At 65.6% G+C, this 26693-nt stretch carries 28 protein-coding genes and 1 tRNA gene; 15 read left to right on the top strand and 14 right to left on the bottom strand.

Going from position 1 to position 26693, the window contains the following annotated elements; genetic code table 11:
* Positions 1-618: 618 nt before the first annotated feature.
* The gene (gene katG / locus AC0QC4_RS12790; protein WP_483660284.1) at positions 619-2820 is read right to left on the bottom strand and encodes a catalase/peroxidase HPI; all 2202 of its coding nucleotides are present in this window, start codon (positions 2818-2820) and stop codon (positions 619-621) included.
* Between the two features lie 255 nt (positions 2821-3075).
* Here katG and AC0QC4_RS12785 point away from each other — a divergent pair, with 255 nt between their 5' ends.
* From AC0QC4_RS12785 to AC0QC4_RS12755, 7 genes are all read left to right on the top strand, one after another.
* Positions 3076-3516 (top strand): DUF1905 domain-containing protein, encoded by a 441-nt coding sequence (locus tag AC0QC4_RS12785; RefSeq protein ID WP_483660283.1) that lies wholly within the window; start codon positions 3076-3078, stop codon positions 3514-3516.
* Between the two features lie 105 nt (positions 3517-3621).
* Positions 3622-4980: a hypothetical protein gene (locus tag AC0QC4_RS12780; protein WP_483660282.1), complete on the top strand. Its 1359-nt coding sequence runs from the start codon at positions 3622-3624 to the stop codon at positions 4978-4980.
* A 434-nt stretch (positions 4981-5414) separates the two neighbouring features.
* Positions 5415-7376: a ribonucleoside-diphosphate reductase subunit alpha gene (locus AC0QC4_RS12775; RefSeq protein WP_483660302.1), complete on the top strand. Its 1962-nt coding sequence runs from the start codon at positions 5415-5417 to the stop codon at positions 7374-7376.
* Positions 7377-7420: 44 nt separating this feature from the next.
* Complete coding sequence (locus tag AC0QC4_RS12770; RefSeq protein WP_483660281.1) at positions 7421-8476, top strand: ribonucleotide-diphosphate reductase subunit beta; 1056 nt, start codon at positions 7421-7423, stop codon at positions 8474-8476.
* Positions 8477-8510: 34 nt separating this feature from the next.
* Positions 8511-8918, top strand: coding sequence for a hypothetical protein (locus tag AC0QC4_RS12765; RefSeq protein WP_483660280.1), 408 nt, complete (start codon positions 8511-8513; stop codon positions 8916-8918).
* Complete coding sequence (locus AC0QC4_RS12760; RefSeq protein WP_483660279.1) at positions 8890-9339, top strand: helix-turn-helix domain-containing protein; 450 nt, start codon at positions 8890-8892, stop codon at positions 9337-9339. Before AC0QC4_RS12765 ends, AC0QC4_RS12760 begins: the two co-directional genes overlap by 29 nt.
* The gene (locus tag AC0QC4_RS12755; protein ID WP_483660278.1) at positions 9320-9742 is read left to right on the top strand and encodes a hypothetical protein; all 423 of its coding nucleotides are present in this window, start codon (positions 9320-9322) and stop codon (positions 9740-9742) included. The genes AC0QC4_RS12760 and AC0QC4_RS12755 overlap by 20 nt, the downstream gene beginning before the upstream one ends.
* 354 nt (positions 9743-10096) lie before the next feature.
* Here the strand turns inward: AC0QC4_RS12755 and AC0QC4_RS12750 are convergent, their stop codons facing one another.
* Positions 10097-10282, bottom strand: coding sequence for a hypothetical protein (locus AC0QC4_RS12750; protein ID WP_483660277.1), 186 nt, complete (start codon positions 10280-10282; stop codon positions 10097-10099).
* Positions 10283-10701: 419 nt separating this feature from the next.
* Between AC0QC4_RS12750 and AC0QC4_RS12745 the strand changes: the two genes are divergently transcribed.
* Both AC0QC4_RS12745 and AC0QC4_RS12740 read left to right on the top strand, forming a co-directional pair.
* The gene (locus AC0QC4_RS12745; protein WP_483660276.1) at positions 10702-11466 is read left to right on the top strand and encodes a hypothetical protein; all 765 of its coding nucleotides are present in this window, start codon (positions 10702-10704) and stop codon (positions 11464-11466) included.
* A gap of 83 nt (positions 11467-11549) precedes the next feature.
* Positions 11550-11852 (top strand): plasmid stabilization protein, encoded by a 303-nt coding sequence (locus tag AC0QC4_RS12740; RefSeq protein WP_483660275.1) that lies wholly within the window; start codon positions 11550-11552, stop codon positions 11850-11852.
* A gap of 38 nt (positions 11853-11890) precedes the next feature.
* Here the strand turns inward: AC0QC4_RS12740 and AC0QC4_RS12735 are convergent.
* From AC0QC4_RS12735 to AC0QC4_RS12720, 4 genes are all read right to left on the bottom strand, one after another.
* Positions 11891-11967, bottom strand: a tRNA-Arg gene (locus AC0QC4_RS12735).
* An 82-nt stretch (positions 11968-12049) separates the two neighbouring features.
* Entirely contained in the window at positions 12050-12553 is a 504-nt protein-coding gene (locus AC0QC4_RS12730; RefSeq protein ID WP_483660274.1) for a DUF1178 family protein, read from the bottom strand.
* Between the two features lie 15 nt (positions 12554-12568).
* Entirely contained in the window at positions 12569-12826 is a 258-nt protein-coding gene (gene grxC, locus AC0QC4_RS12725) for a glutaredoxin 3 (RefSeq protein ID WP_483660273.1), read from the bottom strand.
* Positions 12827-12858: 32 nt separating this feature from the next.
* A complete protein-coding gene (locus tag AC0QC4_RS12720; RefSeq protein ID WP_483660301.1) occupies positions 12859-13593 on the bottom strand; it encodes a ComF family protein in 735 nt (244 codons plus the stop codon).
* A gap of 122 nt (positions 13594-13715) precedes the next feature.
* Between AC0QC4_RS12720 and AC0QC4_RS12715 the strand changes: the two genes are divergently transcribed.
* Complete coding sequence (locus AC0QC4_RS12715) at positions 13716-14564, top strand: class I SAM-dependent methyltransferase (RefSeq protein ID WP_483660272.1); 849 nt, start codon at positions 13716-13718, stop codon at positions 14562-14564.
* Here the strand turns inward: AC0QC4_RS12715 and AC0QC4_RS12710 are convergent.
* Positions 14546-14950 (bottom strand): (deoxy)nucleoside triphosphate pyrophosphohydrolase, encoded by a 405-nt coding sequence (locus AC0QC4_RS12710; RefSeq protein WP_483660271.1) that lies wholly within the window; start codon positions 14948-14950, stop codon positions 14546-14548. The two genes, AC0QC4_RS12715 and AC0QC4_RS12710, sit on opposite strands and share 19 nt — an antisense overlap.
* Before the next feature lie 101 nt (positions 14951-15051).
* Here AC0QC4_RS12710 and AC0QC4_RS12705 point away from each other — a divergent pair, with 101 nt between their 5' ends.
* The gene (locus AC0QC4_RS12705) at positions 15052-15225 is read left to right on the top strand and encodes a Flp family type IVb pilin (RefSeq protein ID WP_483660270.1); all 174 of its coding nucleotides are present in this window, start codon (positions 15052-15054) and stop codon (positions 15223-15225) included.
* Positions 15226-15532: 307 nt separating this feature from the next.
* Positions 15533-15691, top strand: a complete 159-nt coding sequence (locus AC0QC4_RS12700) for a Flp family type IVb pilin (RefSeq protein ID WP_483660269.1) — start codon at positions 15533-15535, stop codon at positions 15689-15691.
* A gap of 85 nt (positions 15692-15776) precedes the next feature.
* On the opposite strand, the gene AC0QC4_RS12695 is transcribed toward AC0QC4_RS12700, so the two are convergent.
* The 4 genes from AC0QC4_RS12695 to AC0QC4_RS12680 all read right to left on the bottom strand — a co-directional run bounded on the left by AC0QC4_RS12695 (position 15777) and on the right by AC0QC4_RS12680 (position 20165).
* Positions 15777-17267 carry a M48 family metalloprotease gene (locus AC0QC4_RS12695; protein WP_483660268.1) on the bottom strand — a complete coding sequence of 497 codons (1491 nt, stop codon included), beginning with the start codon at positions 17265-17267 and terminating at the stop codon, positions 15777-15779.
* A gap of 119 nt (positions 17268-17386) precedes the next feature.
* Positions 17387-18331, bottom strand: coding sequence for an acetyl-CoA carboxylase carboxyltransferase subunit alpha (locus tag AC0QC4_RS12690; RefSeq protein WP_483660267.1), 945 nt, complete (start codon positions 18329-18331; stop codon positions 17387-17389).
* 52 nt (positions 18332-18383) lie between these two features.
* Positions 18384-18836 carry a hypothetical protein gene (locus AC0QC4_RS12685; RefSeq protein ID WP_483660266.1) on the bottom strand — a complete coding sequence of 151 codons (453 nt, stop codon included), beginning with the start codon at positions 18834-18836 and terminating at the stop codon, positions 18384-18386.
* Between the two features lie 63 nt (positions 18837-18899).
* Positions 18900-20165, bottom strand: a complete 1266-nt coding sequence (locus AC0QC4_RS12680) for a spinster family MFS transporter (protein WP_483660265.1) — start codon at positions 20163-20165, stop codon at positions 18900-18902.
* A gap of 163 nt (positions 20166-20328) precedes the next feature.
* Between AC0QC4_RS12680 and AC0QC4_RS12675 the strand changes: the two genes are divergently transcribed.
* Complete coding sequence (locus tag AC0QC4_RS12675; protein WP_483660264.1) at positions 20329-21945, top strand: amidase; 1617 nt, start codon at positions 20329-20331, stop codon at positions 21943-21945.
* Here AC0QC4_RS12675 and AC0QC4_RS12670 read toward each other — a convergent pair.
* Genes AC0QC4_RS12670 through AC0QC4_RS12660 form a run of 3 tightly spaced genes read right to left on the bottom strand, consistent with a single transcriptional unit; the run spans position 21921 to position 25490 of the window.
* Positions 21921-23486 (bottom strand): ABC transporter permease/substrate-binding protein, encoded by a 1566-nt coding sequence (locus tag AC0QC4_RS12670; protein ID WP_483660263.1) that lies wholly within the window; start codon positions 23484-23486, stop codon positions 21921-21923. The genes AC0QC4_RS12675 and AC0QC4_RS12670 overlap by 25 nt on opposite strands.
* The gene (locus AC0QC4_RS12665) at positions 23483-24262 is read right to left on the bottom strand and encodes an ATP-binding cassette domain-containing protein (RefSeq protein ID WP_483660262.1); all 780 of its coding nucleotides are present in this window, start codon (positions 24260-24262) and stop codon (positions 23483-23485) included. The genes AC0QC4_RS12670 and AC0QC4_RS12665 overlap by 4 nt, the downstream gene beginning before the upstream one ends.
* Positions 24263-24293: 31 nt before the next feature.
* Positions 24294-25490: a penicillin-binding protein activator gene (locus AC0QC4_RS12660; RefSeq protein WP_483660261.1), complete on the bottom strand. Its 1197-nt coding sequence runs from the start codon at positions 25488-25490 to the stop codon at positions 24294-24296.
* On the opposite strand from AC0QC4_RS12660, the gene rsmI reads away from it, so the two are divergent.
* Both rsmI and AC0QC4_RS12650 read left to right on the top strand, forming a co-directional pair.
* A complete protein-coding gene (gene rsmI / locus AC0QC4_RS12655; protein WP_483660260.1) occupies positions 25489-26337 on the top strand; it encodes a 16S rRNA (cytidine(1402)-2'-O)-methyltransferase in 849 nt (282 codons plus the stop codon). The two genes, AC0QC4_RS12660 and rsmI, sit on opposite strands and share 2 nt — an antisense overlap.
* Positions 26334-26690, top strand: coding sequence for a YraN family protein (locus AC0QC4_RS12650; RefSeq protein ID WP_483660259.1), 357 nt, complete (start codon positions 26334-26336; stop codon positions 26688-26690). The genes rsmI and AC0QC4_RS12650 overlap by 4 nt, the downstream gene beginning before the upstream one ends.
* The last annotated feature ends 3 nt before the right edge of the window (positions 26691-26693 follow it).

The raw sequence follows: 26693 nt of genomic DNA, 5'->3' as shown, positions 1-26693 counted from the left end.
TCCGGAAAGCCTCTTTCAGTCCGGCACGTGACCGTTGGCGCACCCTTCAAGGGCGTTCGTACACGCGCCCGAGCATACCCGTTACCCGTCCACCCCTTGCGAGCGTCAAGGCTAGGACGCACCGGCCGTAAACCCTGTCAGGTTGAAGGCACCGAACGACCCCATCCCGCAGCGTGCCCCGCACGGCTGCGCTATCGGCGCATCCAGATCCTCCCCGGCACGGGGAGGGGAACCACCCGCTGCACTACCGCTTGCGGTAGGGGAAGCACAAAAGGAGCGGGTGGTGGAGGGGCAGGCGCAGCGTCATCCAGGTCCTCCCCGGCACGGGGAGGGGGACCACCCGCAGGGTGGGGGAGGGGCGGGCGCGGCGTTACGTGACGGCGAACCCCCGACCCCGTCATTGCGAGGAGCGAAGCGACGCGGCAATCCAGAGCGGCGCCGAACCCGGCAACCCCCAGCGCAGCAGCTTACCCTCCACGCCGGCTCCCGCCGCACCGACAGGCGATGGACCCCTGCCTTCGCAAGGGAACACGGGGCCGCAGCCCGCACGACGCCCAAAAACAGAAAGGCAGGCGGATCGCTCCGCCTGCCCTCTCATGTCATCCCGGCAAACCAGAGTTACTGGTTCAGCCCCTTCGCGCGCGGCAGATCGAAGCGGTCAGCATTCATCACCTTCACCCACGCCTTGACGAAATCGGCGACAAACTTCGCCTCATTGCCCTTCTCGGCATAGACTTCCGCGGTCGCGCGCAGGATCGAGTTGGAGCCGAACACCAGATCGGTGCGCGTCGCCTGCCACAGCTGCGTGCGGCCTTCGCGCTTCAGGCCGACGAACTCCTCGTCGCTCTCCGGATCGACCAGCGACCAGAAGGTGTCGTTGTCGAACAGATTAACGAAGAAGTCGTTGGTCAGCTGCCCCTTGCGATGGGTGAACACGCCATGCGGGCGGTCGCCATGATTGGCACCCAGCACGCGCAAGCCGCCGACCAGCACCGTCATTTCCGGCGCGGACAGGCCGAGCAGCGCGGCGCGATCGAGCAGCAGCTCCTCGGTCTTCACCGTCTGGCGGGTGGCCAGATAATTGCGGAAACCGTCTGCACGCGGTTCGAGCGGCTCGAAGCTCTCGACATCGGTCCAGTCCTGCGTCGCATCGCCGCGACCACCGGTGAACGGCACGGTCACGTCGAAGCCGGCGTCCTTGGCGGCCTTCTCGACCGCAGCGGAGCCCGCCAGCACGATCGCATCGGCCAAGCTCATCGATCCGCGCAGGCCGTTGAGCACGTCCAGCACCTTGGCGAGCTCGGCCGGTTCGTTGACGTCCCAGTCCTTCTGCGGCGCCAGCGCGATGCGCGCACCATTGGCACCGCCGCGATGGTCCGACTTGCGATAGGTGGACGCGCTCGCCCAGGCGGTCTTGACCAGCTGGCTGACGCTGAGGCCCGAGGCGAGCACCGCCGCCTTGAACGCCGCGACATCGGCGTCGGAAGGAGCGCTGCCAGCGGGAATCGGATCCTGCCAGATCAGGTCTTCGGCGGGGACCTCAGGCCCGAGGTAGCGGATCTTCGGCCCCATGTCGCGGTGGCACAGCTTGAACCAGGCGCGGGCAAAGGCATCGTCGAGCGCGGCCTGATCGTCACGGAAGCGTTCGGATATCTTGCGATAGGCCGGGTCCATCTTCAGCGCCATGTCCGCCGTGGTCATCATCGTCGGCACGCGCTTGCCGGGGTCGCGCGCGTCGGGTGCCAGATCTTCCGGATCGGGGTTGATCGGCTGCCACTGCTGCGCACCCGCCGGGCTGCGCACCAGCTCATAGTCATATTTGAACAGCAGGCGGAAATAGTCGCCGCCCCACTGCGTCGGGTTGTTCGACCAGCTGCCCTCGATGCCGGAGGTGGTGATATGGCCCTTGCCGATCTCCTCCTCGTCGGTCAGCCAGCCCAGACCCTGCATGTGGATGGCCTCGGACTCAGGGCTCTTGCCGAAGCTGGCCGATGGCTTGGCGCCATGCGCCTTGCCGAACGCATGGCCGCCGGCGGTCAGCGCCACGGTTTCCTCGTCGTTCATCGCCATCCGCTTGAACGTCTCGCGCATGTCGCGCGCCGACTGCAGCGGATCGGGATTGCCGCCCGGCCCTTCCGGATTGACGTAGATCAGACCCATCTGGATCGCCGCCAGCGGGTTCTCCAGGCTGGCTTCTTCATCGGGGCGAATGCGGGTCAGCGCGCCTTCGTCGACCCACTTTTCCTCTTCGCCCCAATAGATGTCGCGCTCCGGCTCGAACACGTCCTTGCGTCCGCCGCCGAAGCCGAACACCGGCCCGCCCATGCTCTCGATGGCAACATTGCCGGCGAGGATGAACAGGTCGGCCCAGCTGATATGCTTGCCGTATTTCTGCTTGATCGGCCACAGCAGGCGGCGCGCCTTGTCGAGATTGCCGTTATCCGGCCAGGAGTTGAGCGGGGCAAAGCGCTGCTGCCCCGAATTGGCGCCGCCGCGCCCGTCGGCGGTGCGATAGGTGCCCGCCGCGTGCCACGCCATGCGGATCATGAACGGGCCATAATGGCCATAGTCGGCCGGCCACCAGCTCTTGCTGTCGGTCATCAGCGCGGTCAGATCGGCCTTCAGCGCGACATAATCGAGCGTGTTGAAGGCTTCAGCATAGTCATAATCGGCGCCCATCGGGTCGGGCGACAGGCCGCCCTGATGCAGGATGTCGACCGGCAGCGCCTCGGGCCACCAGTCCTTGTTCTGGCGGCCGAGCAGAGAACGGGCCCTGAGATCGCTCTTGCCGCTCATAGGGCATTGGGATTCTGCGTTCATGTCACTCGCTCCTGTATGTTTGTGGCCGTCTGGGGGTACGGCTTATATTCAGCGTATGACATATGCGCGTCCCCGGACAATCGGTCCAATCGCTTAATCCTGTCATACTTATCGCCTCATCCGCTTTTGCGCAGGATCGTGCAAGGCGATCCGAAAAAGCACCCGGGGGCAGGCGCACAACATGGTAGGCAAGGCGAGGCGCGGCCCCTCGCATCGGCTTGCGGAAGGTGCCGTACCTGCCGCACAATGACCGGGATGACGCCTTCTTCGCCTCGCCCCAGCCGCGCCGACGGGCCACCAAGCGACCCGGAACTCGCCCGCTTCCTCCGCGACGATCTCGGCGTCGCCGATACGTCGGTCAATGCCGACAAACCCGCCTGGACCGCGACGGGCACTGTCTGGGTCTGGCGCGGCGGCGGCGCGGCAAGCAGCAACGACCCGCCGCCCAAGGCCGTCTGGTATTTCCTTACCATCGACGGAGATGTCGCCACATCGATCCGCGCCGCCACCCAAGCCACGCGTCGCGGCTTCGGCTCGGTCCGCGTCACCGCCACCATAGGAGCAACGAGCTGGCAGACCTCGCTGTTCCCGAGCAAGGACCATGGTGGCTATCTGCTCCCCCTGAAGGCCAGCGTGCGCAAGACAGAGGGGCTGGAGGAGAATGGCGAAGCTCATGTCAGCATCATCTGCGCGTGAGCGCCACCGGTAGGCGCTTGCCTGAAAGCAGGAAGCCGTGACACTTTCGGATGCGGGACCTTCGGCGGTGCCGCAGGGCCGGCCGGGTAAGGGGGGCAACAGACGATGCAACGCGCCAGGCGCGCAAGCGACACGCTGGTCTATCTTGGCACGATCGACGATGTTGTGCTGCGACACCCTTGGCCAGACATCGCCATCGGACCGGACTTTCTGACCGACACCATTATCGATCATGTCCTGTTCGGAGCGCCGCTGCTGATCAACGACGGGTATCTGGTCAATCATCCGCTTGCCCGTGCCGACCTGATGACCGGAGAGCGCAGCCTGCTGTTGGCGTTGGTGCGCAAGGGATTCATCAAGGTGCTCACCCGGGTCGATGATCTCGACGCCCTTGCCCGGATGCCGGGCCAGATGGCACGGCAGGGTATCCAAACATTCGGCGAACGCATCGCTTCGGACGAATGGCAACGCTTCGAACTGATTCTGCGTCGCCTCGGGGACGAACTGAGACCGCTCCACAACACGATGTTCTGGCCGCCGGTCGACATGGGCGACGGGTTCAGGCGCCTGCTTGAAAATGCCGATCACGGCGTTGCCAGCAAGGGCTTCGAATCGCTTGGCATGCGCACCCGCCACCGGACAGCCGTCCGCCGTCTGCTGTTCAACTCCGCGGCGCGCTTGGAAAAGGACAGCGCGGCAGCCCGCACCAGGTTCGAGGAGATGGCTGTCGAGGAAGCGAAGGCCTTGCCGACCGGGGACGACCGCGAATTCGTCTCAGACATGATGGGCTTCGCCAACGAAGTCTATCATTTCAACTTTGCCATCAATCTCGACTTTGCTGTTGCCAGCAACGGGCTGACCGTGCTGGCCGAAACCCGGATGTCGCGGGCGTTCGACGATTTGCTGCGCGTCGAAGAGCCGGTGCTCAATTTCGAGCGGGACGTGCAGCTGGTCGGTAGACCGGCGCTGGCGAAAAGCATCAGCCGCCGGGCACTGCTAGACATCGTCGATCAATCGACCGAGGTCGGCCGGGCCAAACTCCTGTTTCAGGCGCATATGCGCGACTTTGCCGCCGGCCTGCTCTCGATCGATGATGCGCGTCTGCATGCACGGGCCTACGAAGATGCACTCGTCAAGCATTTCAGCGCGTTCAATCAGGACATCGCCATGCCGCACATTGCCAGCATCGGCATGAACATCGCATCGGCGGTGGCCGGAGCCTATCTCGGACCAGCCAAGATCGCGGGCGAAATTGGCTCGAACGTCGGCATGGGCCTGCTTTCCACCTACGTGGGAGAGAAAGGCGTGCTGCGCATCGCAGAACGGTATCGCAAACGGCAGATCGAGGGGCAGTTTGCCGAGGCGCGAACAACCGTGCAGCCCCACGTCCGCGGCATGCTGAGCGCGCTGCATTTCGACGCGGCAGTGACACATCCCATCGCTGCGGCCGTCAGGAGCTTTTGAGAAATTTTTGCACCCCCCGTTCGTTCTCTTGCCATCCGCAAAAACCATGGACGCCCCGCGCGTCGCTGCGCTGCAGCATGATCGGACGTGCGACGAGACGACTCAAATCAGCGACGAATTGAGTCGCTAATCTGTCATTAAGCATCTTGCCTCTCTCCCGCGCTGTGGCACTATCGCTGGTGGGTCGGCCGGTGAGGGCACCCTACAGATTGTGTTTGATGCCGTGGCCGGCTATAAGGATCGGCCAAGGGAGTCGCGTTCAGATGGCGCTTCTCCCGGCGGTAAGGCGCGCCCCTCACCATCGCTGAAACGGCGAATTCAGGGGGGATTCCTGATTCGAACAAAAATGGAACAAAGGGGGTGGCGAATCGGCGCCGCACCCGGCAGACTGGTGTGGCCATGCGGCATGGCCAGCAAGGACATGGGGCGTGGTAATGGATTTTCGCGATACTCGGGCGCAGGAGAATGATCAGGTGGCAACGCAGCTGGACGACCGGCCAATGACCGAAGCAGGCGCCGTCGCGCCCGCTGCCGCCAAGGACGCAGCGGCAAAAGCCACGCCCGACTCCAGGGCCGTCCCCGATTCGAAAGCAATCGATGCGCGCGCCTTCGACATCGTCACCGATTCGTCGCGCGATGCCCTGCTGACCGCCTTCGGCAAGGACACGCTCAAGGACCGCTATCTTCTGCCCGGCGAATCCTACCAGGATCTCTTCGCCCGTGTCGCCTCCGCCTATGCCGACGACCAGGACCATGCGCAGCGCGTCTACGACTATATCTCTCGCCTTTGGTTCATGCCGGCGACGCCCGTATTGTCTAACGGTGGCACTGGGCGCGGTCTTCCCATTTCCTGCTATCTGAACTCGGTCGACGACAGTCTGGAGGGCATCGTCGGCACCTGGAACGAGAATGTCTGGCTCGCCTCGCGCGGCGGCGGCATTGGCACCTACTGGGGCGCGGTGCGCGGCATCGGTGAGCCGGTCGGCCTCAACGGCAAGACCAGCGGCATCATTCCGTTCGTGCGCGTCATGGATTCGCTGACGCTGGCGATCAGTCAGGGCTCGCTGCGCCGTGGCTCGGCCGCCTGCTATCTCGACATCAGCCACCCGGAGATCGAGGAGTTCCTCGAAATCCGCAAGCCATCGGGCGATTTCAACCGCAAGGCGCTCAATCTGCACCATGGTGTGCTCGTCACCGACGAATTCATGGAGGCAGTGCGCGACGGCAAGGAATTCAACCTGCGCAGCCCCAAGGACCAGAGCGTGCGCGGCACCGTCGATGCGCGCAGCCTGTTCCAGAAGCTCGTCGAAAACCGCCTGGCAACCGGCGAGCCCTACATCATCTTCATCGACCAGGTGAACCGGATGATGCCCAAGCATCACCGCGACCTCGGGCTCAAGGTGTCGACCTCCAATCTCTGCTCGGAAATCACCCTGCCCACCGGCAAGGACCATCTCGGCAATGACCGCACCGCCGTCTGCTGCCTCTCCAGCCTCAACATGGAGACATGGGACGAGTGGAACGGCGACAAGCGCTTCATCGAGGATGTCATGCGCTTCCTCGACAATGTGCTGCAGGATTATATCGACCGCGCGCCGGACGAGATGGCCCGCGCCAAATACAGCGCCGCGCGCGAACGCTCGGTCGGCCTCGGCGTCATGGGCTTCCACAGCTTCCTGCAGGCGCGCGGGCTTCCGTTCGAAGGCGCGATGGCCAAGGCGTGGAACCTCAAGATCTTCCGCCACATCCGCGAACAGGTCGATCAGGCCTCGATGATGCTGGCGCAGGAGCGCGGGCCCTGCCCCGACGCCGCCGACCAGGGCGTGATGGAGCGCTTCAGCTGCAAGATGGCGATCGCGCCGACCGCGTCGATCTCGATCATCGCCGGCGGCACCAGCGCCTGCATCGAGCCGATCCCTGCCAATATCTACACCCACAAGACGCTGTCGGGCAGCTTCTCGATCCGCAATCCGCACCTTGAGGCGCTGCTGATCGACAAGGCCAAGAACAGCGACAGCGTGTGGAACTCGATCCTCGAGCGCGGCGGCAGCGTGCAGCACCTCGACTTCCTGACCCAGGAGGAAAAGGACGTGTTCAAGACCAGCTTCGAGATCGACCAGCGCTGGCTGCTCGAGCTCGCCGCGGACCGCACGCCCTATATCGATCAGGCGCAGTCGCTGAACCTGTTCATCCCCGCCGATGTCGAGAAGTGGGATCTGATGATGCTCCACTATCGCGCGTGGGAACTGGGCATCAAATCGCTCTACTACCTCCGCTCGAAGAGCATCCAGCGCGCCGGTTTCGCCGGCGGGGTGGAGGCGGACAACACCGCCGAAGCGCCCAAGTTCGAGATCGGTGAAAGCACCGATTATGACGAATGCCTGGCCTGCCAGTGACCGCAGCCGATTGACCAGACCCAACGATTCTCAAGGTAACACCCATGTCCCTCACCGAAGCCCGCGCCCAGTACAAGCCGTTCCAATATCCTTGGGCCTATGAGTTCTGGAAGCGCCAGCAGCAGATCCACTGGCTGCCGGAGGAAGTGCCGCTGGGCGAGGATTGCCGGGATTGGGCGCAGAAGCTCTCCGACCACGAGCGCAACCTGCTCACCCAGATCTTCCGCTTCTTCACCCAGGCCGATGTCGAGGTGCAGAATTGCTACCACGAACATTATGGCCGCGTGTTCAAGCCGACCGAGATCAAGATGATGCTCACCGCCTTCTCCAACATGGAGACGGTGCACATCGCCGCCTACAGCCACCTGCTCGACACCATCGGCATGCCCGAGAGCGAATATGGCATGTTCCTCCAGTACAAGGAGATGAAGGACAAGCACGATTATCTCTCGACCTTCGGCGTCGACAACGATGAGGATATCGCCCGCACGCTCGCCATGTTCGGCGGCTTCACCGAAGGGCTGCAGCTGTTCGCGAGCTTCGCGATGCTGATGAACTTCCCGCGCTTCAACAAGATGAAGGGCATGGGCCAGATCGTCAGCTGGTCGGTGCGCGACGAGAGCCTGCATTGCGAGGGCATCACCCGCCTGTTCCACACCTTCGTCAAGGAGCGCGACTGCCTGACCAAGGCGGTCAAGGACGACATCCTCGATTGCTGCCAGAAGACGGTGCGGCTGGAAGACGCCTTCATCGATCTGGCGTTCGAACAGGGCCCCGTCCCCGGCATGACGCCCAAGGAGATCAAGCGCTACATCCGCTACATCGCCGACTGGCGGCTGGGCCAGCTCGGCTTCCAGCCGATGTACATGATCGAGGAACACCCCCTCCCCTGGCTCGCCCCGCTGCTCAACGGCGTCGAGCACGCCAACTTCTTCGAAACCCGCGCCACAGAATACGCCAAGGCCGCCACCCGCGGCGACTGGAACCAGGTCTGGGGCAGCTTCGACCAGCGCCAGAAGGCCAAGATGGGCGACGTAGCGGTGGCGGTGAACGATGGCGAGGAGGATATGTTCAAGGCAGCGGGGATCGCGGCGGAGTAAAATCATCTGTTGCAAGATATACTGACAGCGGTATATGACTGAGGTCAATCGCCGCTTCCGCCTTGTCGTAGACCAGTCGGTTGCGGCCGATTTGATTCGTGTTAAGCAGGAAGACGGCGATGCATTCGACGAAATTCAAGTTTTTTTTGAAGACTTGGAAAGTGATGAGTCTTGGTGTCAATTAATAGTCGACCCCGCTTACAGTGACAATCAAATCGAGAGTATAGAGCCTGTCTGGTTTTTGCAAAACGAAAAGAAAAATGTCTATCGCGTCAAGTTCTATGACATCCAAAATTGGAGAGTTATAACTGCCGCAGACTACCGACAGAAACTCGTTGCGATATTGGCAATAATGCGGCGGGATCAAGATTACCAAGCTGACGCAAAATTTGCGGATAGGTTACGGAGAAGCTATGAATCGCTCGGCCTTGCGGCGATCTAATCGCGGATTTGGTAGCTGGACCAGCAAGCCCGCGTTTTACGACGAACAAAAACTTCTTCAGCCACGCATGTCGTTTGCCGAATTTGAAGCCCTTCCCCCGGGTTTTGTTTCGCTGAAACAGTTTGTTGAAGATAATTTCGACGATAAAAATCGACCAGCGCTGAGCAGGATACGCGTGCGTCGTTCGGAGCAGGCGTTGGAATCAGGTCAGAAGCTAACTCCTAGCTTATTACGTACGGGCAAGGGCCTCAGCCAAGCGCAGTTGGCTGAAAAGATGGGGACTTCACAACCCTCAATTGCTCGACTGGAATCTGGAATTGAGCGCCCGTCATTCGAAAAGATAATTAAATTGCAGGAAGCGCTTGATGTCTCATTTAATGAGATAATGGAGGCTATCAAAAATGTCCCGATTGAAGGGTAGCTCATTCTTTTGTGAAGATATCCGAAAGGAGGACTCGGGGCAACCAATCTTAATTGGTCTTATTGCGCCAAAGTTCGCCCTTTCCGATCTCCCTGCAAAAATTAGATCGCTCTATTTTGTCTCTCTTTTTTACGTGAGTCAGGAACATAGAGATATATTAATAAACTTGAAAATTTCTGTATCAGGAGGTTCTCATGATAACTCGGCAATCAATGGTACGTACACAAGATCAATTGCTGATGAAATGACTCCTGAATCTGGCGATGAAGAAAATCTCGTCATAATAAGCTTGCCATTGCATGATATTTGGGCTGAGGATGGAACGATAATTCGGGCCAGTATGACATATGGCGACGTGATTGAAGATTATGTTTTGGAGTTTTGTGACTTTGCTAACGATTGAACTTTTTAAGGTTTCGATATCCGTGAACCATGACGATTTTAGTGAATCGTCACACATCTGGGATTAGCCGGATTACGGTGGCAGAATTACGAAATTACGGTGACGGTGCACTTAGCCCGCCGACTTACCCACTTAGGCAAGATCGAAACGTCCCAAACAGCCCGCACCGTCGCCAGTTAATCGCGCAGAGGACGCAGAGGGTATTCTGCTACCAACACGGCCCCTCTTGCCTCCACTCGGCCACCCCACGCCGATACCGCCAGCCGCCCCGCAGCCAAATCCCTCCGCGCCTCTGCGCCTCTGCGTGAACCCCTCTTCTGCCCCCGCCACCGGCGCACCGGTCGCGGCAAGGCATCACCCCAGCCACCACAACACCGCCCCGAACACCACCGCCATTATCAACTCCAGCGTCCGTGGCCGCGCCGGATCGCCGATGCGCCTCGCCCGCTCGCGCCGCCGGTTGGCCAGTCGCACCCGCGCCATTACCCCGTCGCCGCGCCAGGTGCGCCGCCGGGACCAGTCGTATCGCAGGATAGTCATGCCCGCGACAATTGCCCGTCAGGCCTGATAATCGGTAAAGGGTTCACGCAGAGGCGCAGAGGAAAAAACCGCAGAGACCGCAGAGGGCCGAAACGGCAAAGCCGCGTCTTATCGCACCGTCGCGCATGACGCATGGAGATCAAGACAAAGCGGCTCCGCCGCAAGAGCCACATCCTCTGCGATCCCTGCGCCTCTTCCTACCTCTGCGCCTCTGCGAGAAACCCTCCAACCCTCCAACCCTCCAACCCTCCAACCCTCCGCGCCTCCGCGCCTCCGCGTGAAACCCTTTCCACCCCCCGGGTCCGCGGCCCAACCCAGCCGCGGCAGACAAGCGCCGCACGCCCCCCACGCCTCTTCCCGCTAGGCTTCCCCCCGCCGCCATGCCACCATCGCGCCACGGCAACCGGGGGGATTCGGCCATGGACATATTCTATTGCTACAGCGTCGTGGATATCGACACCGGCGTCCGCAGCGGCAGCGTCTGGCACCCCACGCCGCTGGCCTGTCCCGCAGTCGGCAGCCAGTTCGAGTTCCTCAACGGGCCGACGGTGATCGCCGGCACCGTCGACAGCGTTGCCACGGTGGTGGAGGTGGTGCGTGATGCCACCGGCAGCGTGCGCATCCGCCAGAACATCACCCACATCGTCCGGGTCGGCCAGGCCGCGCCACTGCCGACCCCGACGGCGGATGTCGCCGCGAGCGATCCGTTCAGGGCCGCCTTTCCCGGTCGCGGCATTACCGATCTGTGGACCGAACGCTTCACCGCCCTTCGCCCGTCGGGCCGCAACGCCACGCTGCAGGCGCGCGCGCTGACCCGCTGGTCAGCCGACCCCGCCGATGCCTGCTTCGCGCTGGCGCCAGGCAGCAGTTGCAGCCCCGGCGCATCGGGCCTCGGCCACGCCTGGGCGCAGGTCGACATCGCGCAGGGTCAGGCCTTCCTCATCGACATCGAATCGCGCGATTACCCGTTGCAGACCGACATGTATTTCGGCTTCGGCCTCGATACCGGCGTCATGCTCGGCAGCGGCATCATCCAGCCCTATGCGCCCGGTCGCTGGACTGCGGTGTCGGGCCGTGCCGATCGGCCCGATCAGATCGGCCGTGGCTGGGCATTGTTCAGCCTGTTCAACAGCGACGTGCCGATCCACGCCTTCACCGTCCGCAGCGCGATCATCGCCGACTGACCGCGCGGGCGGCCGCGCCCTTGCCGCCACGCAACCATCCCGCCGCGCCGCGATTGTAACCGGCAGAGGATGGGAGAAGCGCGATGCCACGTGGAGACAAGGGCGCCTATACCGACAAGCAGAAGCGCAAGGCGGCGCATATCGAGCAAGGCTATGAGCAGCGCGGCGTGCCCGAGGATGAGGCGGAGCGCCGCGCCTGGGCGACGGTCAACAAGGAGTCGGGCGGCGGCAACAAGTCCGGCTCGGGTCGCGGCAAGCCGGACAGTATTGCTTCTGCCAGAAAGGGCGGGCGCAAGGGTGGCGCCGCCAGCGCCGCCCGTTCCGATGCGGACCGCAGCGCCGCCGCCAAGAAGGGCTGGGAAACCCGCCGCCGCCGCGCAGGCTGAGCGCCGCCGCGCCGGCTGATCACGCAGGGCAGCGCCTCTGGTGTGCCCGAGAGGATTCGAACCTCCGGCCCCCGGATTAGGAATCCGATGCTCTATCCTGCTGAGCTACGGGCACGCGCCAGATGCGCGGGGCGCGGTGTAGCGGGGCGGGGCTGCATGCGTCAATCGCGGGCACGCGCGGACGCGGTGCCTAGGCCTCAGTTGCGCGCTTCTGGCGGGACGACCGGCACCAGCAGCGGCAACACGCCGATGCCGTCCTCGGCCAGCGCTTCCGCCTCGTCGCGCGTTGCCTGGCCGTGGATGATGCGCTCTTCGCCGCGGGCGTGGATCGCCCGCGCTTCTTCTGCAAAGCGTTTGCCGACCCAGGTCGATTGCGGCAGCGCTTCGGCCTGCGCGCGCGCGACGGCGGCCATCACCGCCATCACCGCAGGCGGCACGTCGGGCAGGCCCGGCCCACGCAGCATCGGCGCGCCGGCGTCGGCAGCCGGCGCGGCGGCGGGGGCCGCCGGCGCAGGCAATGTCACGCTGCGGTTGGACTTGGCCGCGACATTGGGTGCCATCACCGCCTTGCGGATGCCGCCATCGCCGCACACCGGGCAGGCAATCAGCCCGCGCGTGCGCTGTTCCTCATAATCGCTGCTCGACCGGAACCACACCTCGAACACATGGGCATGGCTGCAGGCAAGATCGAAGGAAATCATGAAGCGTAGCGGCCCTCAGGCTGCGAGCATCGGGTCGAGCCGGCCAGCGGCATCGAGCGCGTGCAGATCGTCGCTGCCGCCGACATGCACCCCGTCGATGAAGATCTGCGGCACGGTGCGCCCGCCCTTGGCCCGCTCGGTCATCGCCGCGCGCGCCGGGGCGTTCATCGTCACGTCGATTTCCTCATAAGCCGCACCCTTGCTCTCCAGCAGCGCCTTGGCGCGGTGGCAATAGGGGCAGAACGCCTGCGTGTAGATTTCGATGCGTGCCATGTTTCACGATATTGTCATGGAGCCCGCCGCTGTCAATGCGCGTCGCCGCCGCCGCGCCCGTCGATCACCCGGGCAAAGGCCGCGATTTCCACCGCTGCCGCCCCGCCGCGCCGCAGCGCCTGCGCACAGGCGCGGGCCGTCGCGCCGCTGGTGAAGACATCGTCGACCAGCAGCACCGTCCGCCCCGCAATCCGCGCGCGCGCCGCTGCGGGCACCGCAAAGACCCCGCGCACCTCCTTGGCCCGCGCCGTGCGCCCCAGTCCGCGTAGCGGATCGGTGCGGCGGATGCGCTGCAGCGCATCGACATCGACACTCCAGCCGAACCGCCGGCCAAGCTGCGCCGCGATCAGCGCCGACTGGTTGAACCCGCGCGACCATATCCGCCAGCGGTGCAGCGGCACCGGCACCAGCAGCGGCTCGGGCCCGTCGCGCCCGCCAAGCCGCGTCGCCATCAGATCGGCCATCAGCCGCGCCGTGCCGATGCGCCGCCCATATTTCAGCCGCATCACCAGGCTGCGCGCCTGCTCCCCATAAGCCAGCGGCGCCCATGCCCGCTCGAACGGCGGCGGGTCGGCCATGCAAGCGCCGCAGGTCGCCTCGGGCCCCGCGTCCTGCAGCAATGGCAGATCGCAGCGTGCACAGCTGGGCGGGGCGATGAAGTCGAGCCCCTGCCAGCAATCGACGCAGAACCGGTCCTGCCCGGCGACGATCATCCCGCACCCTGGGCAACGCGGCGGCAGCAGCAGGTCGACCAGCCCGGCCGCCATGCGCCGCGCCGTCGCCACCGCCGCGCGCTGCGGCGGCGTGACGGCATCACCGGCCATGCTGTCGACATGGTTGCTCATCTCCCCACTTGTGATGCGGCAGTGGCCAAGGCACAAGCCCGCGCGTGACCGACGCCCGCCCCGACATTTTCGACCGCCGCCGCCGCATCGCCCGCCGCGCGCAACGCCGCGGCGACGGCTATCTCGACGCGATCATGGCCGAACAGCTGCTCGAACGGCTCGATGACGTGCAGCGCCCGTTCCGCGATGCGCTGCTGATCGGCGGCCGCAACCCCGCGCTGGCGCAAGGGCTGGCCGATCGCGGGCTGACGGTGCGGCAGCTCGAGCCCGGGGATGCCGCCAGCGCGCTCAACGAGGATGAGGACAGGCTGTCCGTCGAGCCCGCCAGCGTCGATCTCATCGTCTGGCCGGGCGGACTGGAGAGCATAAACGACGTGCCCGGCGCGCTGCTGCGCTGCCGCCACGCGCTGCGGCCGGACGGCCTGCTGCTCGGCTGCCTGTTCGGCGACGGCAGCTTCCCGGTGCTGCGGCGGGCGCTCGCCGCCGCCGACCGTCCGCTGGCGGTGGCGCGCATGCATCCGCAGATCGATCTTGCGTCGCTCGGCGGGCTGCTGTCGTCGGTCGGGCTGGCCTTGCCGGTGGTCGATGTCGAACGGATGACGCTGGCCTACCGCAGCCTCGATGCGCTGGTCCGGGATTTGCGCGACGCTGCGCTCACCTACCTGCTCGCTGGCGCGATACATCGGCTGACCCGGCAGCAGCGGGACGCAGCCCGGGCAGAATTTGCCGCGAATGCAAACGCCGCCGGCCGCACCGTCGAAACCGCGCGGCTGATGCATTTCAGCGGCTGGGCGCCGCATGCCTCGCAGCCGCAACCCGCGCGGCCCGGCAGCGCCACCGCTTCGCTGGCGGCAGCGCTCGGCCAGGGAACTGCTCAAAGGCCTGAGAGATAGCGGACCAGCCCTGCGGCGAGCGGCACATCGGCGGGCGGCATCGCATGGCCAGCCAGCGCATCAGCAGCCACCCAGCGCAATTCGCTCGCGGTAAGCGGCGCGGCCACGCCCCGCCAGCGGTGACAGGCAAATAGCAGCAGGATCAGCTCATCCCGCTCGCGCGGCTCGACGACAAAGCCGCACGGCATCAGGTCGTCCGGATCGACTGCGATGCCCAATTCCTCGTCCAGCTCGCGGACCAGGGCGGCACGGCTGCTCTCTCCGGCCTCCCTTTTGCCCCCCGGAAACTCCCACAGGCCGGCGAGCGCTCCGCCGTCGGGTCGTTTCTGTATCAAAATGGTCCGATTTGTCTCGATCAACGCGGCAGCAACAACAATCAGCGGCATTCGGCTGCTCCGGGGCGGGACCTTAAGCAATTCATTAACCGTCCGTCCCCAATAAGCCAAGCTACTGGAACCACAACCGCGCCTCTGACCAGGGTGACCAAATGCTCAATCTGCTTAGACTGCTGCTGAACAACAGGCGTGGCGCGACGGCCATCGAATATGGCTTGATCGTTGCCCTGATCGCGCTTGCTGCCAGCGCTGCGATTGCGCTGTTCGCGGATGCTGCCATTGCGATGTGGGAATATATCAAGACCAACGCGCTCGATAACCTCTGACGCCACGCCGTCAGATCGCGCGCTCGAAGGGGCCGGTCCGTTGCCGAGGCAGGACCGGCCCTTTTCGCATCCGCCATCGCTGTCGGTAGCGGCGGCCGACGCTCGCCGTGGCCGAGCCCCGGGGCGTCAATCACGCCCGGCCGGCAGATCGGCCCGCCAAGCCAACCTGTCCCATATCCGGAACAATGCGACAATAACGCACGCGCAATTAACTGTCTGAAAACTTTTGGGGCGTAATCCCCCAGTTGTCGGGACGGCTCAAGCCGGTTCGACCGGGTAAATGTGAGCTGAAACCAGGAGACTATCCATGAACATGATCAAGAAGCTGGTCCGCAATTCCAAGGGTGCGACCGCCATCGAATACGGCCTGATCGCCGCCCTCATCGCCGTCGCCGGCATCGCCGCGTTCAGCACCGTCGGCAGCGGCGTCAGCAAGACCTTCAACAACGCTGCTGCGAAGCTCTAAGCTGCGCTTGGCGTGATCGCCGCCACCGCGGCGAGAAGCGAAATCGGGCGGCATCCCCTGGGGATGCCGCCCTTTTCATATGCGCTTATCGCGGCGCGTAAATCACCAGTTTCACACGCTGGCCGGGCGTCAGCACCGCGTTGGCGGGCAGCGCGTTCAGCGTCAGGAACCGCTCCTGCTGGAAATTGTCATAGGCCATGCGCGACGACAGCGAGGCGACCGTATCTCCGCGCCGCACCGCAACAACATCGACGACGCGCGGGCGGATGGCGCCGGCTTCCGCTGCGGTAAGGCGACGCACGCTGGCGAACATCGGATCGAACACGCCAGCACCGCCGACCGGGGTGACCGTGACGAAATGATAGGCCTGATTGCGGCCGAATTCATAGGCAAACACCGTCACATCGACGCTCGAACGGCCCGATTGGGCGCGCGCACTGGCATAGGCCGCCGGCAGGCCATTGACGGTGGTGCGGGTGATTCGGCTGAGTGGCGGCAATTGCCCGCCATCGCGCGCCAGTGCGCGGAAGGCCCGGCCGACATAGTCGTCCAGATCGCCGCTATAGCTGCCCGCCGTGGTGAATTGCGCCTGCCCGCCATTGCCGCCCACGGTGACCGCGGTCGCCCCGTTCGACATGCCATAGCCCTGCGGAACGGTGAAACCCAGCCGCAGGTCGGGGTGGAGGAAGGCGCGCCCTTCGACCACGCCCTGACGCGGATCGTCGCCATAGAGCGTGTTGTCGAGCGCATTGAGGAACGCGTCGCGCTCCACCCGGGTGCTGCGATTGGGGATGCGCTGCGCCGCCGTCAGCGCCCGGCGCACGCGGGACGCAGGGTCAGGGTGGGTACTGGCCCATTCGGGGATGGAGCGCGCGTCCTGCCCGGTCACGCGCACGTCGAGGCTGTTCTGCGCGGCAAGGCTCGCCAGCATCGTCGACAGGGCGCCGGGATCATAACCCGCGCTGGCCAGGTAGCGGATGCCCAGATCGTCGGCCTGCGTTTCCTGGCTGCGTGAAAAGCCCAGTGTCGCAAGCTGGGCGGCGCGCTGCGAATTCTGCTGCAGCAGCCCGCCCAGCGAGCCCAGCAGCCCGCCATTGTCGCCGATCGCTCCGCCGAGCACGGTACCAAGGATGCCGAGGATCGAATTGCGCGTCGCCGCGCGTTGCCGCGCGCGCGAATGCCGAGCGGCCGTGTGGCCGACCTCATGGCCCAGCACACCGGCCAGTTCGGCCTCGTTGTTCATCAGCGCCATCAACTGGCGCGTCACATAGACATAGCCGCCCGGCAGGGCGAAGGCGTTGTTCACCGGCGAGTTGAGCAAGGTCACGGTGAAATCGGTCCGCGCCGTCGACAGGCCCGATTGCACGGCGATGCCCTGCCCGACCGTGCGGACATAGGCGGCCTGCGGCCCCTGATACTCACCGCCGAATTCCTGCAGTATTTGGCTATGCGATTGCGCGCCCTGATCCTTTTCTGCCTGACTGAACGGCTGCACCGGCCTCTGCGCCTGCGCCAGCGCGCCGGCCGACAGTCCCAATGCAACGGTCGCCGCGATCGTTTTCACCCTGGTCTTCATGCGCAATCCCTCCATGGCCTGCTTCGCCCTGCCCGGCGCTGCAACGCATTTCGCGCCGGAAAGTAGCAGAGAGAATGGAAGGACGTCGAGGCTGCGCCAAGCCTGCAGCCGCGCGATGGCTAGAGGCGCCCGATCGCCAGGAATTTTTCCTCGCGGGCGGCGCGCAGCGCGTCCCCCCGCTTCGCGCCGATGCTGACAAAGGCATCGCCGATGGCGCGCTTCAGCGTCTCGGCAGCGGCCACCGGGTCGCGATGCGCACCGCCGATCGGTTCCGGCACGATGGTGTCGATAACCCCGAGCGATTTCAGATCCTGCGCAGTGACGCGCATTGCCGACGCGGCATCCGCCGCCTTCTCGGCGGTGCGCCACAGGATCGAGGCACAGCCTTCCGGTGAAATCACCGAATAGACCGCATGCTCGAACATCAGCACCCGGTCGGCGGCCGCAAGTGCGATGGCGCCGCCCGATCCGCCCTCGCCGACCACCGCCGCTACCATCGGCACGCCGAGCGCGAGGCATTGTTCGGTGGAACGGGCGATGGCTTCAGCCTGACCGCGCTCCTCTGCTTCGATGCCGGGAAAGGCACCTGACGTGTCGACAATGGAAATGACGGGCAACCCGAACCGGTCGGCGAGCTGCATCAGGCGGATCGCCTTGCGATAGCCCTCCGGCTTGCCCATCCCGAAATTATGCTTGAGCCGGGTAAGGGTGTCGTGGCCCTTTTCGTGACCGATGACGACATAGCGCTGACCGTCCATGGTCGCGAGACCGCCGAGAATCGCCTGGTCATCGGCAAAGGCGCGGTCGCCAGACAGGGGCAGATAATCGTCGAACAGTGCAGCCACCAGCCGCAGGAAATGGGGCCGGTCTTGATGCCGGGCAACCTGCGTCTTCTGCCACGGAGTCAGCCGGGTATAGATGTCGGCCAACTGCTGGGCGGCCTTGGCTTCCAGTCGCGCGATTTCCGCGCCGACATCCAGATCTTGCTCGCTGGCGGCCTTGCGCAACTCGGCAATCTGCTCGTTGAGAGCAGCAACCGGCTTTTCGAAATCGAGATACATCATGTGACTGCGGCAGTTAGAGCCGAGGTTCCGCTACGTCAATCGCGGGCACCGGTCAGCCGGCCAGCGGGGTCAGCGACCGTGACTCCACCCAGCCCCAGCGGCATGGGCCCTGATACTCCCGCGGGCTGTCGACCGGGCTCGACACATAGCATTCGTCGAGTTCCTGTCCGAAGGCAGGGAAGACGATGCCGGTCCATTCGCCGACATCCTCGCACGCCGCGACATTGCCTTCGACTTCGGCCTTGGGCGGGCCGTCGGCAGAGGGCGACCAGCGTACCGGCGCTGCGCCGCCGCTTACCGCCATCACCGCACCGCATGCGTCCTCATTGTCGCCGTCCTTGCCGATCATCACCGGCCGGGAGGCAACCGGCTGCAACTGGCCGTCGACCGTCTGGCCCTTGAACGCGGCATCCCCCTTGGCGAGCGCCGCTTCGTCGGGTTTCGAACAACCGCCGACTGTCAAAACGGCGGCGAGGGCGAGGGGGACAAGGCTGCGTGCGGTCATGCGCTATGGATAAATCGCGCATGCTGCTCTGGCAAGCTGCAACCCCTGCCCCCCGGGACCGGCTCAACCGCTTTTCATTTCCGCCTTGAGGTGCAGGCTGGCGCGCCAGAAGAACAGCGCCGGGATAAGGCCCAGCCATGCGGCCCCATAGAGCACCCAGCGAACGCTCTCCGCGCCCGCAGCCGGCTGCAGCGCGTCGGACAGCACGCCGAACACGAACGGCCCCAGCCCCAGCCCGATCAGATTCTGGCCGAACAGCATGATCGATGCGGCCATCGCCCGTGCCTGCGGTCGCACCAGCCCCTGCACGCAGGCATAGGCCGGCCCATAATAAGCCGCGTTTAGGATGGTGGGCACGATCAGCAGCGCCACCGCCAGCCGCCAGTCGCCCGCCCAATAGCCCAGGAACAGGATCGGCGCGGCAATCGCCATGCCATAGGCCGGGAAGGTCAGCAGATGCTTCTTGTCCTGCTTGCCGAACACATCGGCCATCTTGCCACCGAGCCAGGTGCCGATCACCCCGGCGAGGCCCAGCGCCACCGCCATCGACAGGCCGGCCTCGGTTGTCGACAGCCCATGGCTGCGGATGAAGAAACTGATCGTCCACAACCCTTTGCCGTAACTCAGGAAGGCGGTGACCGACGCGGCGATGAAGATGTAGAGATAAGCCCTGGACCCGAAGATTTCGGTTATCGCCTCGCGCATCGGCAGCGCTGCAGCCTGCGGCGCGACCTTCTCCCCGGCGGCGAGGCCGAGCCGGCGCGGTTCCTTCATCAGCAAGGGCAACAAGGCTGCGAGCAGCAGACCTGGCAGGCCGACCAGCATCAGCGCGACGCGCCAGCCGTAGAGATCGTTGACGACGCCGCCAATGATCAGCCCGAGCAGCGATCCGATCGGCACCCCCATGCCATAAAAGGCGATCGCGGAGGCCCGTTTCTCCGGCGGCACCGTATCGGATATCAGCGAATGGGCGGCAGGCGTGCAGCCCGCTTCCCCGACACCGACGCCGATCCGCGCCAGCAGCAACTGCCAGAAATTCTGGGCAAGCCCGCAAACCGCAGTCATCGCCGACCATATCGCCAGCGAGACCGAGATCAGCCACGCGCGGTTGGTCGTCGTCCGGTCCGCGTAACGCGCGATCGGGATCCCCAGCACCGCATAGAAAACGGCAAAGGCCGGCCCGGCGAGCAGGCCGAGCAGCGTATCGCTGAGGCCCAGTTCCTGCTTGATCGGTTCGGCAAGGATATTGACGATCTGCCGGTCAAGAAAATTGAGAATGTAAACGACCAGCAGCGTCCAAAGCATTGCGCGGGTCGCCGTTGCGCTCATCGCGGTGGTCCCGCGCGGCGCAGCTTGTGCAGTTTCTACCACCTGTCTCTCCCGTGCCCCCCGGCCCATAGGAACAGGCTTGCCGGCCTTTGTCAAAAAATCGGTATGGGACAGGGCATTCGCCTGGGTTGACGGCTGAAAAGACTCTGCCATCCTGCGCGCCATGCACCGCCTGTCCATGCTGCTTGCAGCCATCGCCCTGCCGACCATGTCCTCTGCCCAAGGTACGGTTGCGCCCGGCTCCGCGTCCGCCGCCGCGCCCGAACACCGCGCCGCGGACGAGGCGCTGGTCGGTGCCGATGCCCAAGCGGTGCGCGCGCTGTTGGAGGCAGGCACCTACACCAGCGTCCAGATCACAAGCTGGTATCTGCAGCGGATCGAGCGCATGAACCGCGCCGGGCCGCAGGTGAACGCGGTCATCGCCACCTTCCCCGATGCACTGGATCAGGCACGCCTGCTCGACGCCGAACGGGCGGCCGGACAATTGCGTGGCCCGCTCCACGGCATTCCCATCCTGATCAAGGACAATATCGAAGTCACCGGTCCGCTGCCGACCACCGCCGGATCGCTGGCGCTGGCGGACAATATCACCAATCGTGACGCACCGCTGGTCGCCCGCCTGCGCGCAGCGGGCGCGATCATCCTCGGCAAGACCAACCTTAGCGAATGGGCCAATATCCGTTCGGGCGATTCGACCAGCGGCTGGAGCGCCATTGGCGGGCTGACGCGGAATCCGCATGACCTCTCGCGCACCGCCTGTGGTTCATCCTCGGGCAGCGGTGCCGCCGTCGCCGCGAATTTCGCCGCTGCTGCCATCGGCACGGAAACCGACGGCTCGATCGTCTGCCCCGCAGGAACTAATGGCATCGTCGGTTTCAAACCATCACTCGGCCTCGTGAGCCGCACCTACGTCGTGCCGATCAGCCACAGCCAGGACACCGCCGGGCCGATGACGCTCAGCGTCCGCGACGCCGCGCTGCTGCTCGACATGATGACGGGTCCCGATCCGGCCGACCCGACGACCGCCGAAGCTGATCTTCGCATGGCGACATTCGAAGGCCAGCTCTCGCCAGATGGCTTGCGCGGGGTCCGTATTGGCGTGATGCGCGACCGGCTCGGCAGCCGCGCCGATATCGCCGCCCTGTTCGAATCCGCGCTGGAGGTGATGCGCGCGCAGGGGGCGATCATCGTCGATATCGCCGACACCCGCACCGGCTTCGAGACATTGGGCGACTTGGAAGGCGAGATCCTATTCACCGAGCTCAAGGCCGATATGGCCGCCTATCTCGCCAGCCGCCCTGGCGATACGGGGCCGCAGTCGCTCGCCGACCTGATCGCTTTCAACACCGCCACACCCGCTGAGCTGCGTTGGTTCGGCCAGAATCTGTTCGAGCTGGCACAAAGCAAATCAGGGCTCGACGATCCGGCCTACATCACCGCCCGCGACACTGCGCGAAGGCTGGCGGGACCGGACGGCATCGACCGGCTTCTGCGCGAGCATGGAGTCGATCTGCTGGTCGGCATCACCAACGGCCCGGCGTGGAGCATCGATCTGGTCAACGGTGACAATTTCGCCGGCCCGTCGGCGAGCCAGCTGCCCGCCGTTGCCGGCTATCCGCACCTGACCGTGCCGATGGGCGCGGTGGAAGGCCTGCCCGTCGGCATCAGCTTCATCGGCACCGCCTGGGACGACGCAAGGGTGCTCGCCGCCGGCCATGTCTATGAGACTGCAAGCCGCCAGCGCGTGCGGCCCACCTATCGGGCGACGGTGGCGCCCTGAGCGGCCGGATGCGCAGACAGACGTGATTCGAGCCATGCCGCCGCCTGCGCCGGGGTGCGCTTGTCGGTCGGCCGGTCGACCTGGTAGTTGGCGGTGCGCATGTCTTCGACGCGGATGGCGCCGACCAGCGATTGCAGCTCGGCCATCAGCCGCGCATCGCCGATGCGCCGGGCATTGACCATCAACAGCGCGTCATAAGCGGGAATCGCCTGTTGCGGATCGGACAGGATCACCAGCCGGTCCGCCGCTACCCGCCCGTCGCTGGTATAGGCGGTGATGACATCCGCCTCTCCGCTGGCCAGCGCATTGTACATGAAGCTGGGGCTGAACGAGCGGCCGGCGCGGAACTCTATCCCATAGGTCCGCCGCACGCTGGCCCATTCGGGCCGCTCGAGAAATTCGGGATCGGTGCCCAGCACCAGTTGGGGCGCTGCGCGCGACAGGTCTGCCAGGCTGGCCAGCCGCAGACGATCCGCCGTTTCCTGCTTCACCGCAAAAGCATAGGCATTTTCGAACCCCAGGCTGCCCAGCACCCGCGCGCCGCTTGTCGCCTGTGCCCAGCGGGTGATCTCGGCGACCATCGGGGCGCGTGCGGGCGTGTCGCTGCGCTGCATCTCGTTGGTCCACAGCGTGCCGGCATAGTCGACCGAAATGTCGATGTCCCCGCTCGACAGCGCCCCGAACACCACCGCCGAGCCGAGACCGTCGCGATATTCGACATCGTATCCGGCGGCCTCCAGCCGCGCGCCGATCAGCCGTTGCAGGATATATTGTTCGGAAAAGCCCTTGCCGCCGATGACGATACGGTCGCCCTGGGGTATCGCCATCGGTGCCAGCACCGCGATCACCACCGCGGCGAAACCGCCGAGCGCGGTCGCCGCGGTCCAGCGCCAGCGGTTGTTGATGCCCCATTGCGCGAGCCCGATAGCGGCATCCACCGACAGCGCCAGCGCGGCAGAGACACCGCAGCCGACCAGCACCAGCGGCCAGTTCTGCGTCTGCAGGCCAGCGAAGATCAGATCGCCAAGGCTCGGCTGGCCCACCGTGGTGGCCAGCGTCGCCGCGCCGATGGTCCAGACCGCGGCGGTGCGAATGCCAGCGACGATGGTGGCCAGGGCCAGCGGCAGTTCCACCATCGACAGCTTCTGCAGCGCGGTCATGCCGAGGCCGTCGGCTGCCAGCCGCGCCGATGGGTCGACCGCCGCCAGCCCGGTGACGGTGTTGCGCAGGATCGGCAGTAGTGCATAGAGGGTCAAGGCCAGCAGGGCAGGCAGAAAACCCAATGGGCGCAGCCAATCCCCGAACAGCGTGCCGAGCCCGACCAGTATCGGGAAGAATAGCGCGAGCAGGGCCAGGCTGGGTATGGTCTGCACGAAGCTCGCGAAGCCCAATATGCCGCTCGCCAGCCAGCGGTTGCGGTGTGCGGCGACCGCCAGCGGCACGGACAAGGCGGTGCCGAGCGCCAGTGCCGAAAAGCTGATCTGCACATGGGCCAGCAGCAATTCCGGCACCCGCTCGAATGCCGCAGCCCAGGCGCTCATGCGCGCTGCTCCATCGCCGCAATCGCTGCTGCTTGGCTGCGCGGCACATCGACCAGCGCAGCAGCGACCGGATGCCCCGGATCGGCCAGCAGGCGTTCCGGTGTTGCATCGGCGACGATGCGCCCCGCATCGAGCACCACGATCCGGTCTGCGAGCAGCAGCGCTTCGGCCATGTCATGGGTGACCATCACCGTGGTCAGCCCCAGCCGGTCATGCAGCCCGCGTATCTGGCGGCCCAGCCCTTCCCGGGTCACCGGGTCCAGGGCGCCGAACGGCTCGTCCATCAGCAGCAGCGAAGCGCCGCCGGCCAGCGCGCGCGCCACCCCCACCCGCTGCGCCTGCCCGCCGGACAATTGCTCGGGATAGCGGGTGGCAAAGTCGCGCGGCAGCGCCACCAGATCGAGCAGCTCTTCGACCCGGCTGTGCGGCAGTCGTTCGCCAGAAATGCGCACCCCGATGCCGATATTGGTGGCCACGGTCATGTGCGGGAACAGCCCGACATGCTGGAACACATAGCCGATCCCTCGCCGCAGCGGCGCGAGCGCGAGGCCGGAGACATCCTCGCCGCCGACCCGCACCGTCCCGGCATCGGGCTCGACCAGCCGGTTGATCAGCTTGACCAGCGTCGATTTGCCCGAGCCCGACGCGCCAACCAGCGCGATGAACTGCCCGGCGGCGATGCTCAGCGATATCGAATCGAGCGCGACACCGGCACCGAACCGCTTGGTGACGGCGGCAAGATCCACCGTCGGGCCGCCGGGCCGGGCGTCGCTCATGCCGGTTGCACAGGTGCCGTGGCAGGCGGGATCAATTGTCCCACCGCGTCGGGGCGGGATCGATGACCGCCACGCCGCCCTGCCGTACTTCGCTGACCTCCAGCGCGCGCTGGGCGATGCCGCGGTTGTCGAAACGGAAAATCCCGTCGATGCCGCCGAAGCCATCGGAGGCGAACAACCGGTTCTGCGGAAAGGCCGTGCCGGGCCGCCAGTCGCGGGTCATGCGCACGGTCAGCAGCACGGCATCATAGCCCATGCTGGCGATGCGGTAGGGCGACTGGCCATAGCGTTCGCGGTAGCGCGCGGCCATTTGGCCGAACAGCGTGTCGGACACGCTGGCGTACCAGCTGCCGCGCATCGCCGCATTGCCGCCGAGGTTGGATTCGGTGTTCCACAATTCCGTGCCCAATATCCGCGCCGTGGTCGCGCCGCTTTCCCTGAGGATCGGCACTGCACGGATGGCGTTGGTGCCCGAATCGGCCACCAGGATCGCATCGAGACCAGCCGTGCGGCCTAGCCGGCGGGCGGCACCGCTAAGGCCGGCGGCCGAGCGGTCATAGGCTTCGAATGCCACCAGCGTACCGCCGGCTTCTTCGACCGCCGTCCGCATCGCTGCCAGCGCCCGCTCGCCATAGGTGCTGCGCGGCACCAGCGCGCCGAACCGGCCCAAGCCAGCGCTACGCGCATGCGCGACGACCCGCTCGACCGCCTGGCCAGGCTCGAAGCCGAGCAGATAGGTGCCGTTGCCAGCCACGCTCGAATCGTTGGAGAAGCTGAGCAGCGGGACATTGGCGGCGCGCGCGATGGGCTGCACGGCGCGCACGTCATCGGCGAGCAGCGGGCCCAGAATCAGCTTGTTGCCCTCGGCAATCGCCTGCTGCGCGGCAGCGGCTGCTCCGCCGGCGGTATCGTAGGTGGTGATGCGTACCCGGTCGCTGCGCGAATCGAGCAAGGCCAGGGTGACGGCGTTGGCGATCGAGGTGCCGGCCGGCGCGTCGGGCCCGGTCTGCGGCACCAGCAGCGCGACGCGATGCCGTTCGGTATCAACCGGCAGGCCCGGCGTGACCTGCGGCTGGGTGACGACCGGCGCCGTGGTCTGCGGCGCATCGCTGCGCGGCACGATGGTCTGGCAGGCCGCCAGCAGCGTGGCCATGCCCATCATCGCCAGCCAGCGCATCGTCTGCGACGCTTGCCGCCAGCCTGTGCGCTCTGCCATGAGTGCCGTCATGTCGTCGTCTCCCTCAACCCAACCCGGCCTTTACATTGTCGCGACGCCAATCGGCAACCTTGGCGACATCAGCGCGCGCGCCCGCGACATTTTTGCCGCAGCCGATCTCGTGGCCTGCGAGGATACGCGCGTTACCGGCAAATTGTTGCATTTGCTGGGCCTCAAGGCTCCGCTGCTGCGCCATGACGACCATGCCGACGATCGCGCCCGGCAGGCGCTGGTCGAACGCATGGCGAGCGAGGTGGTGGTTCTGGTCAGCGATGCCGGAACGCCGCTGATCTCCGATCCCGGCTATCGGCTCGTGCGCGACGCCCGCGCCGCCGGGCGGATGGTGACCACGGTACCGGGCGCGTGCGCTGCGATAGCGGCCCTCACCCTGTCGGGCTTGCCGACCGACCGCTTCCTGTTCGCCGGGTTCCTGCCGGCCAAGGCCAAGGCGCGGGCCGATGCCATCGCCGAGCTGGCGGCGATCAAGGCCACTTTGATCTTCTACGAAAGCGGCCCGCGGCTGCCTGCCAGCCTTGCCGCGCTTGCCGAGGGGCTAGGCGCACGGGAGGCCACGGTCGCGCGGGAACTGACCAAGCTGCACGAGGAGGCTGTCAGCGGTCCCCTTGCCGAGCTGGCAGCCCACTATGCCGAAGCCCCGCGGGGCGAGATCGTCATTGTCGTGGCGCCGCCGGGCGACGCCGTGCGGCCGGACGCCGACGACGCCAGCATCGACGCCGCGCTGCGCGACGCCTTGGCCGACGCGCCTGCAGCAAAGGCCGCCAAGCGCGTCGCGGCGGCGCTCGGTATCGCGCGCGAGGTCGCCTACGCCCGTGCGCTAGAGCTGACTGGCAAGCGGTGAACCGCGCGCGGGCCGAGCAACGCGGACGGCGGGGCGAGACGCTGGCTGCCTGGCTGCTGCGCCTGAAGGGCTGGCGGATCCTTGCCCGCCGGGTCAAGGCGCGGGGCGGCGAAGTCGACATCGTCGCGCGGCGCGGCGACACGCTGGCGTTCATCGAGGTGAAGTGGCGCGCGAGGGGCGAGGACCTCGACCATGCCATCGACCAGTATCGCCTGCGGCGGGTGGCAGCGGCGATGCACCAGCTCAGCCGGCGCTTTGCCAAACCGCAGGACTCGATCCGTATCGACGTGATCCTGCTTGCGCCCGGCCGCTGGCCGCACCATCTGGCGAACGTGTGGACCGGACAAGGATGATCA

It is taken from the genome of Sphingomonas sp. jy18, from assembly GCF_056931895.1.
The sequence above is the reverse complement of the archived record's forward strand: the minus strand, read 5'-3'. Positions and strand labels throughout refer to the sequence as shown.

Excerpts from the sequence above, each read along its gene's own strand:
- katG (WP_483660284.1), bottom strand. The coding sequence starts at position 2,820 with ATGAACGCAGAATCCCAATGCCCTATGAGCGGCAAGAGCGATCTCAGG.
- AC0QC4_RS12785 (WP_483660283.1), top strand. The coding sequence starts at position 3,076 with ATGACGCCTTCTTCGCCTCGCCCCAGCCGCGCCGACGGGCCACCAAGC.
- AC0QC4_RS12780 (WP_483660282.1), top strand. The coding sequence starts at position 3,622 with ATGCAACGCGCCAGGCGCGCAAGCGACACGCTGGTCTATCTTGGCACG.
- AC0QC4_RS12775 (WP_483660302.1), top strand. The coding sequence starts at position 5,415 with ATGGATTTTCGCGATACTCGGGCGCAGGAGAATGATCAGGTGGCAACG.
- AC0QC4_RS12770 (WP_483660281.1), top strand. The coding sequence starts at position 7,421 with ATGTCCCTCACCGAAGCCCGCGCCCAGTACAAGCCGTTCCAATATCCT.
- AC0QC4_RS12765 (WP_483660280.1), top strand. The coding sequence starts at position 8,511 with ATGACTGAGGTCAATCGCCGCTTCCGCCTTGTCGTAGACCAGTCGGTT.
- AC0QC4_RS12760 (WP_483660279.1), top strand. The coding sequence starts at position 8,890 with ATGAATCGCTCGGCCTTGCGGCGATCTAATCGCGGATTTGGTAGCTGG.
- AC0QC4_RS12755 (WP_483660278.1), top strand. The coding sequence starts at position 9,320 with ATGTCCCGATTGAAGGGTAGCTCATTCTTTTGTGAAGATATCCGAAAG.
- AC0QC4_RS12750 (WP_483660277.1), bottom strand. The coding sequence starts at position 10,282 with ATGACTATCCTGCGATACGACTGGTCCCGGCGGCGCACCTGGCGCGGC.
- AC0QC4_RS12745 (WP_483660276.1), top strand. The coding sequence starts at position 10,702 with ATGGACATATTCTATTGCTACAGCGTCGTGGATATCGACACCGGCGTC.
- AC0QC4_RS12740 (WP_483660275.1), top strand. The coding sequence starts at position 11,550 with ATGCCACGTGGAGACAAGGGCGCCTATACCGACAAGCAGAAGCGCAAG.
- AC0QC4_RS12730 (WP_483660274.1), bottom strand. The coding sequence starts at position 12,553 with ATGATTTCCTTCGATCTTGCCTGCAGCCATGCCCATGTGTTCGAGGTG.
- grxC (WP_483660273.1), bottom strand. The coding sequence starts at position 12,826 with ATGGCACGCATCGAAATCTACACGCAGGCGTTCTGCCCCTATTGCCAC.
- AC0QC4_RS12720 (WP_483660301.1), bottom strand. The coding sequence starts at position 13,593 with ATGGCGGCCGGGCTGGTCGACCTGCTGCTGCCGCCGCGTTGCCCAGGG.
- AC0QC4_RS12710 (WP_483660271.1), bottom strand. The coding sequence starts at position 14,950 with ATGCCGCTGATTGTTGTTGCTGCCGCGTTGATCGAGACAAATCGGACC.
- AC0QC4_RS12705 (WP_483660270.1), top strand. The coding sequence starts at position 15,052 with ATGCTCAATCTGCTTAGACTGCTGCTGAACAACAGGCGTGGCGCGACG.
- AC0QC4_RS12700 (WP_483660269.1), top strand. The coding sequence starts at position 15,533 with ATGAACATGATCAAGAAGCTGGTCCGCAATTCCAAGGGTGCGACCGCC.
- AC0QC4_RS12695 (WP_483660268.1), bottom strand. The coding sequence starts at position 17,267 with ATGAAGACCAGGGTGAAAACGATCGCGGCGACCGTTGCATTGGGACTG.
- AC0QC4_RS12690 (WP_483660267.1), bottom strand. The coding sequence starts at position 18,331 with ATGATGTATCTCGATTTCGAAAAGCCGGTTGCTGCTCTCAACGAGCAG.
- AC0QC4_RS12685 (WP_483660266.1), bottom strand. The coding sequence starts at position 18,836 with ATGACCGCACGCAGCCTTGTCCCCCTCGCCCTCGCCGCCGTTTTGACA.
- AC0QC4_RS12680 (WP_483660265.1), bottom strand. The coding sequence starts at position 20,165 with ATGAGCGCAACGGCGACCCGCGCAATGCTTTGGACGCTGCTGGTCGTT.
- AC0QC4_RS12675 (WP_483660264.1), top strand. The coding sequence starts at position 20,329 with ATGCACCGCCTGTCCATGCTGCTTGCAGCCATCGCCCTGCCGACCATG.
- AC0QC4_RS12670 (WP_483660263.1), bottom strand. The coding sequence starts at position 23,486 with ATGAGCGCCTGGGCTGCGGCATTCGAGCGGGTGCCGGAATTGCTGCTG.
- AC0QC4_RS12665 (WP_483660262.1), bottom strand. The coding sequence starts at position 24,262 with ATGAGCGACGCCCGGCCCGGCGGCCCGACGGTGGATCTTGCCGCCGTC.
- rsmI (WP_483660260.1), top strand. The coding sequence starts at position 25,489 with ATGTCGTCGTCTCCCTCAACCCAACCCGGCCTTTACATTGTCGCGACG.
- AC0QC4_RS12660 (WP_483660261.1), bottom strand. The coding sequence starts at position 25,490 with ATGACGGCACTCATGGCAGAGCGCACAGGCTGGCGGCAAGCGTCGCAG.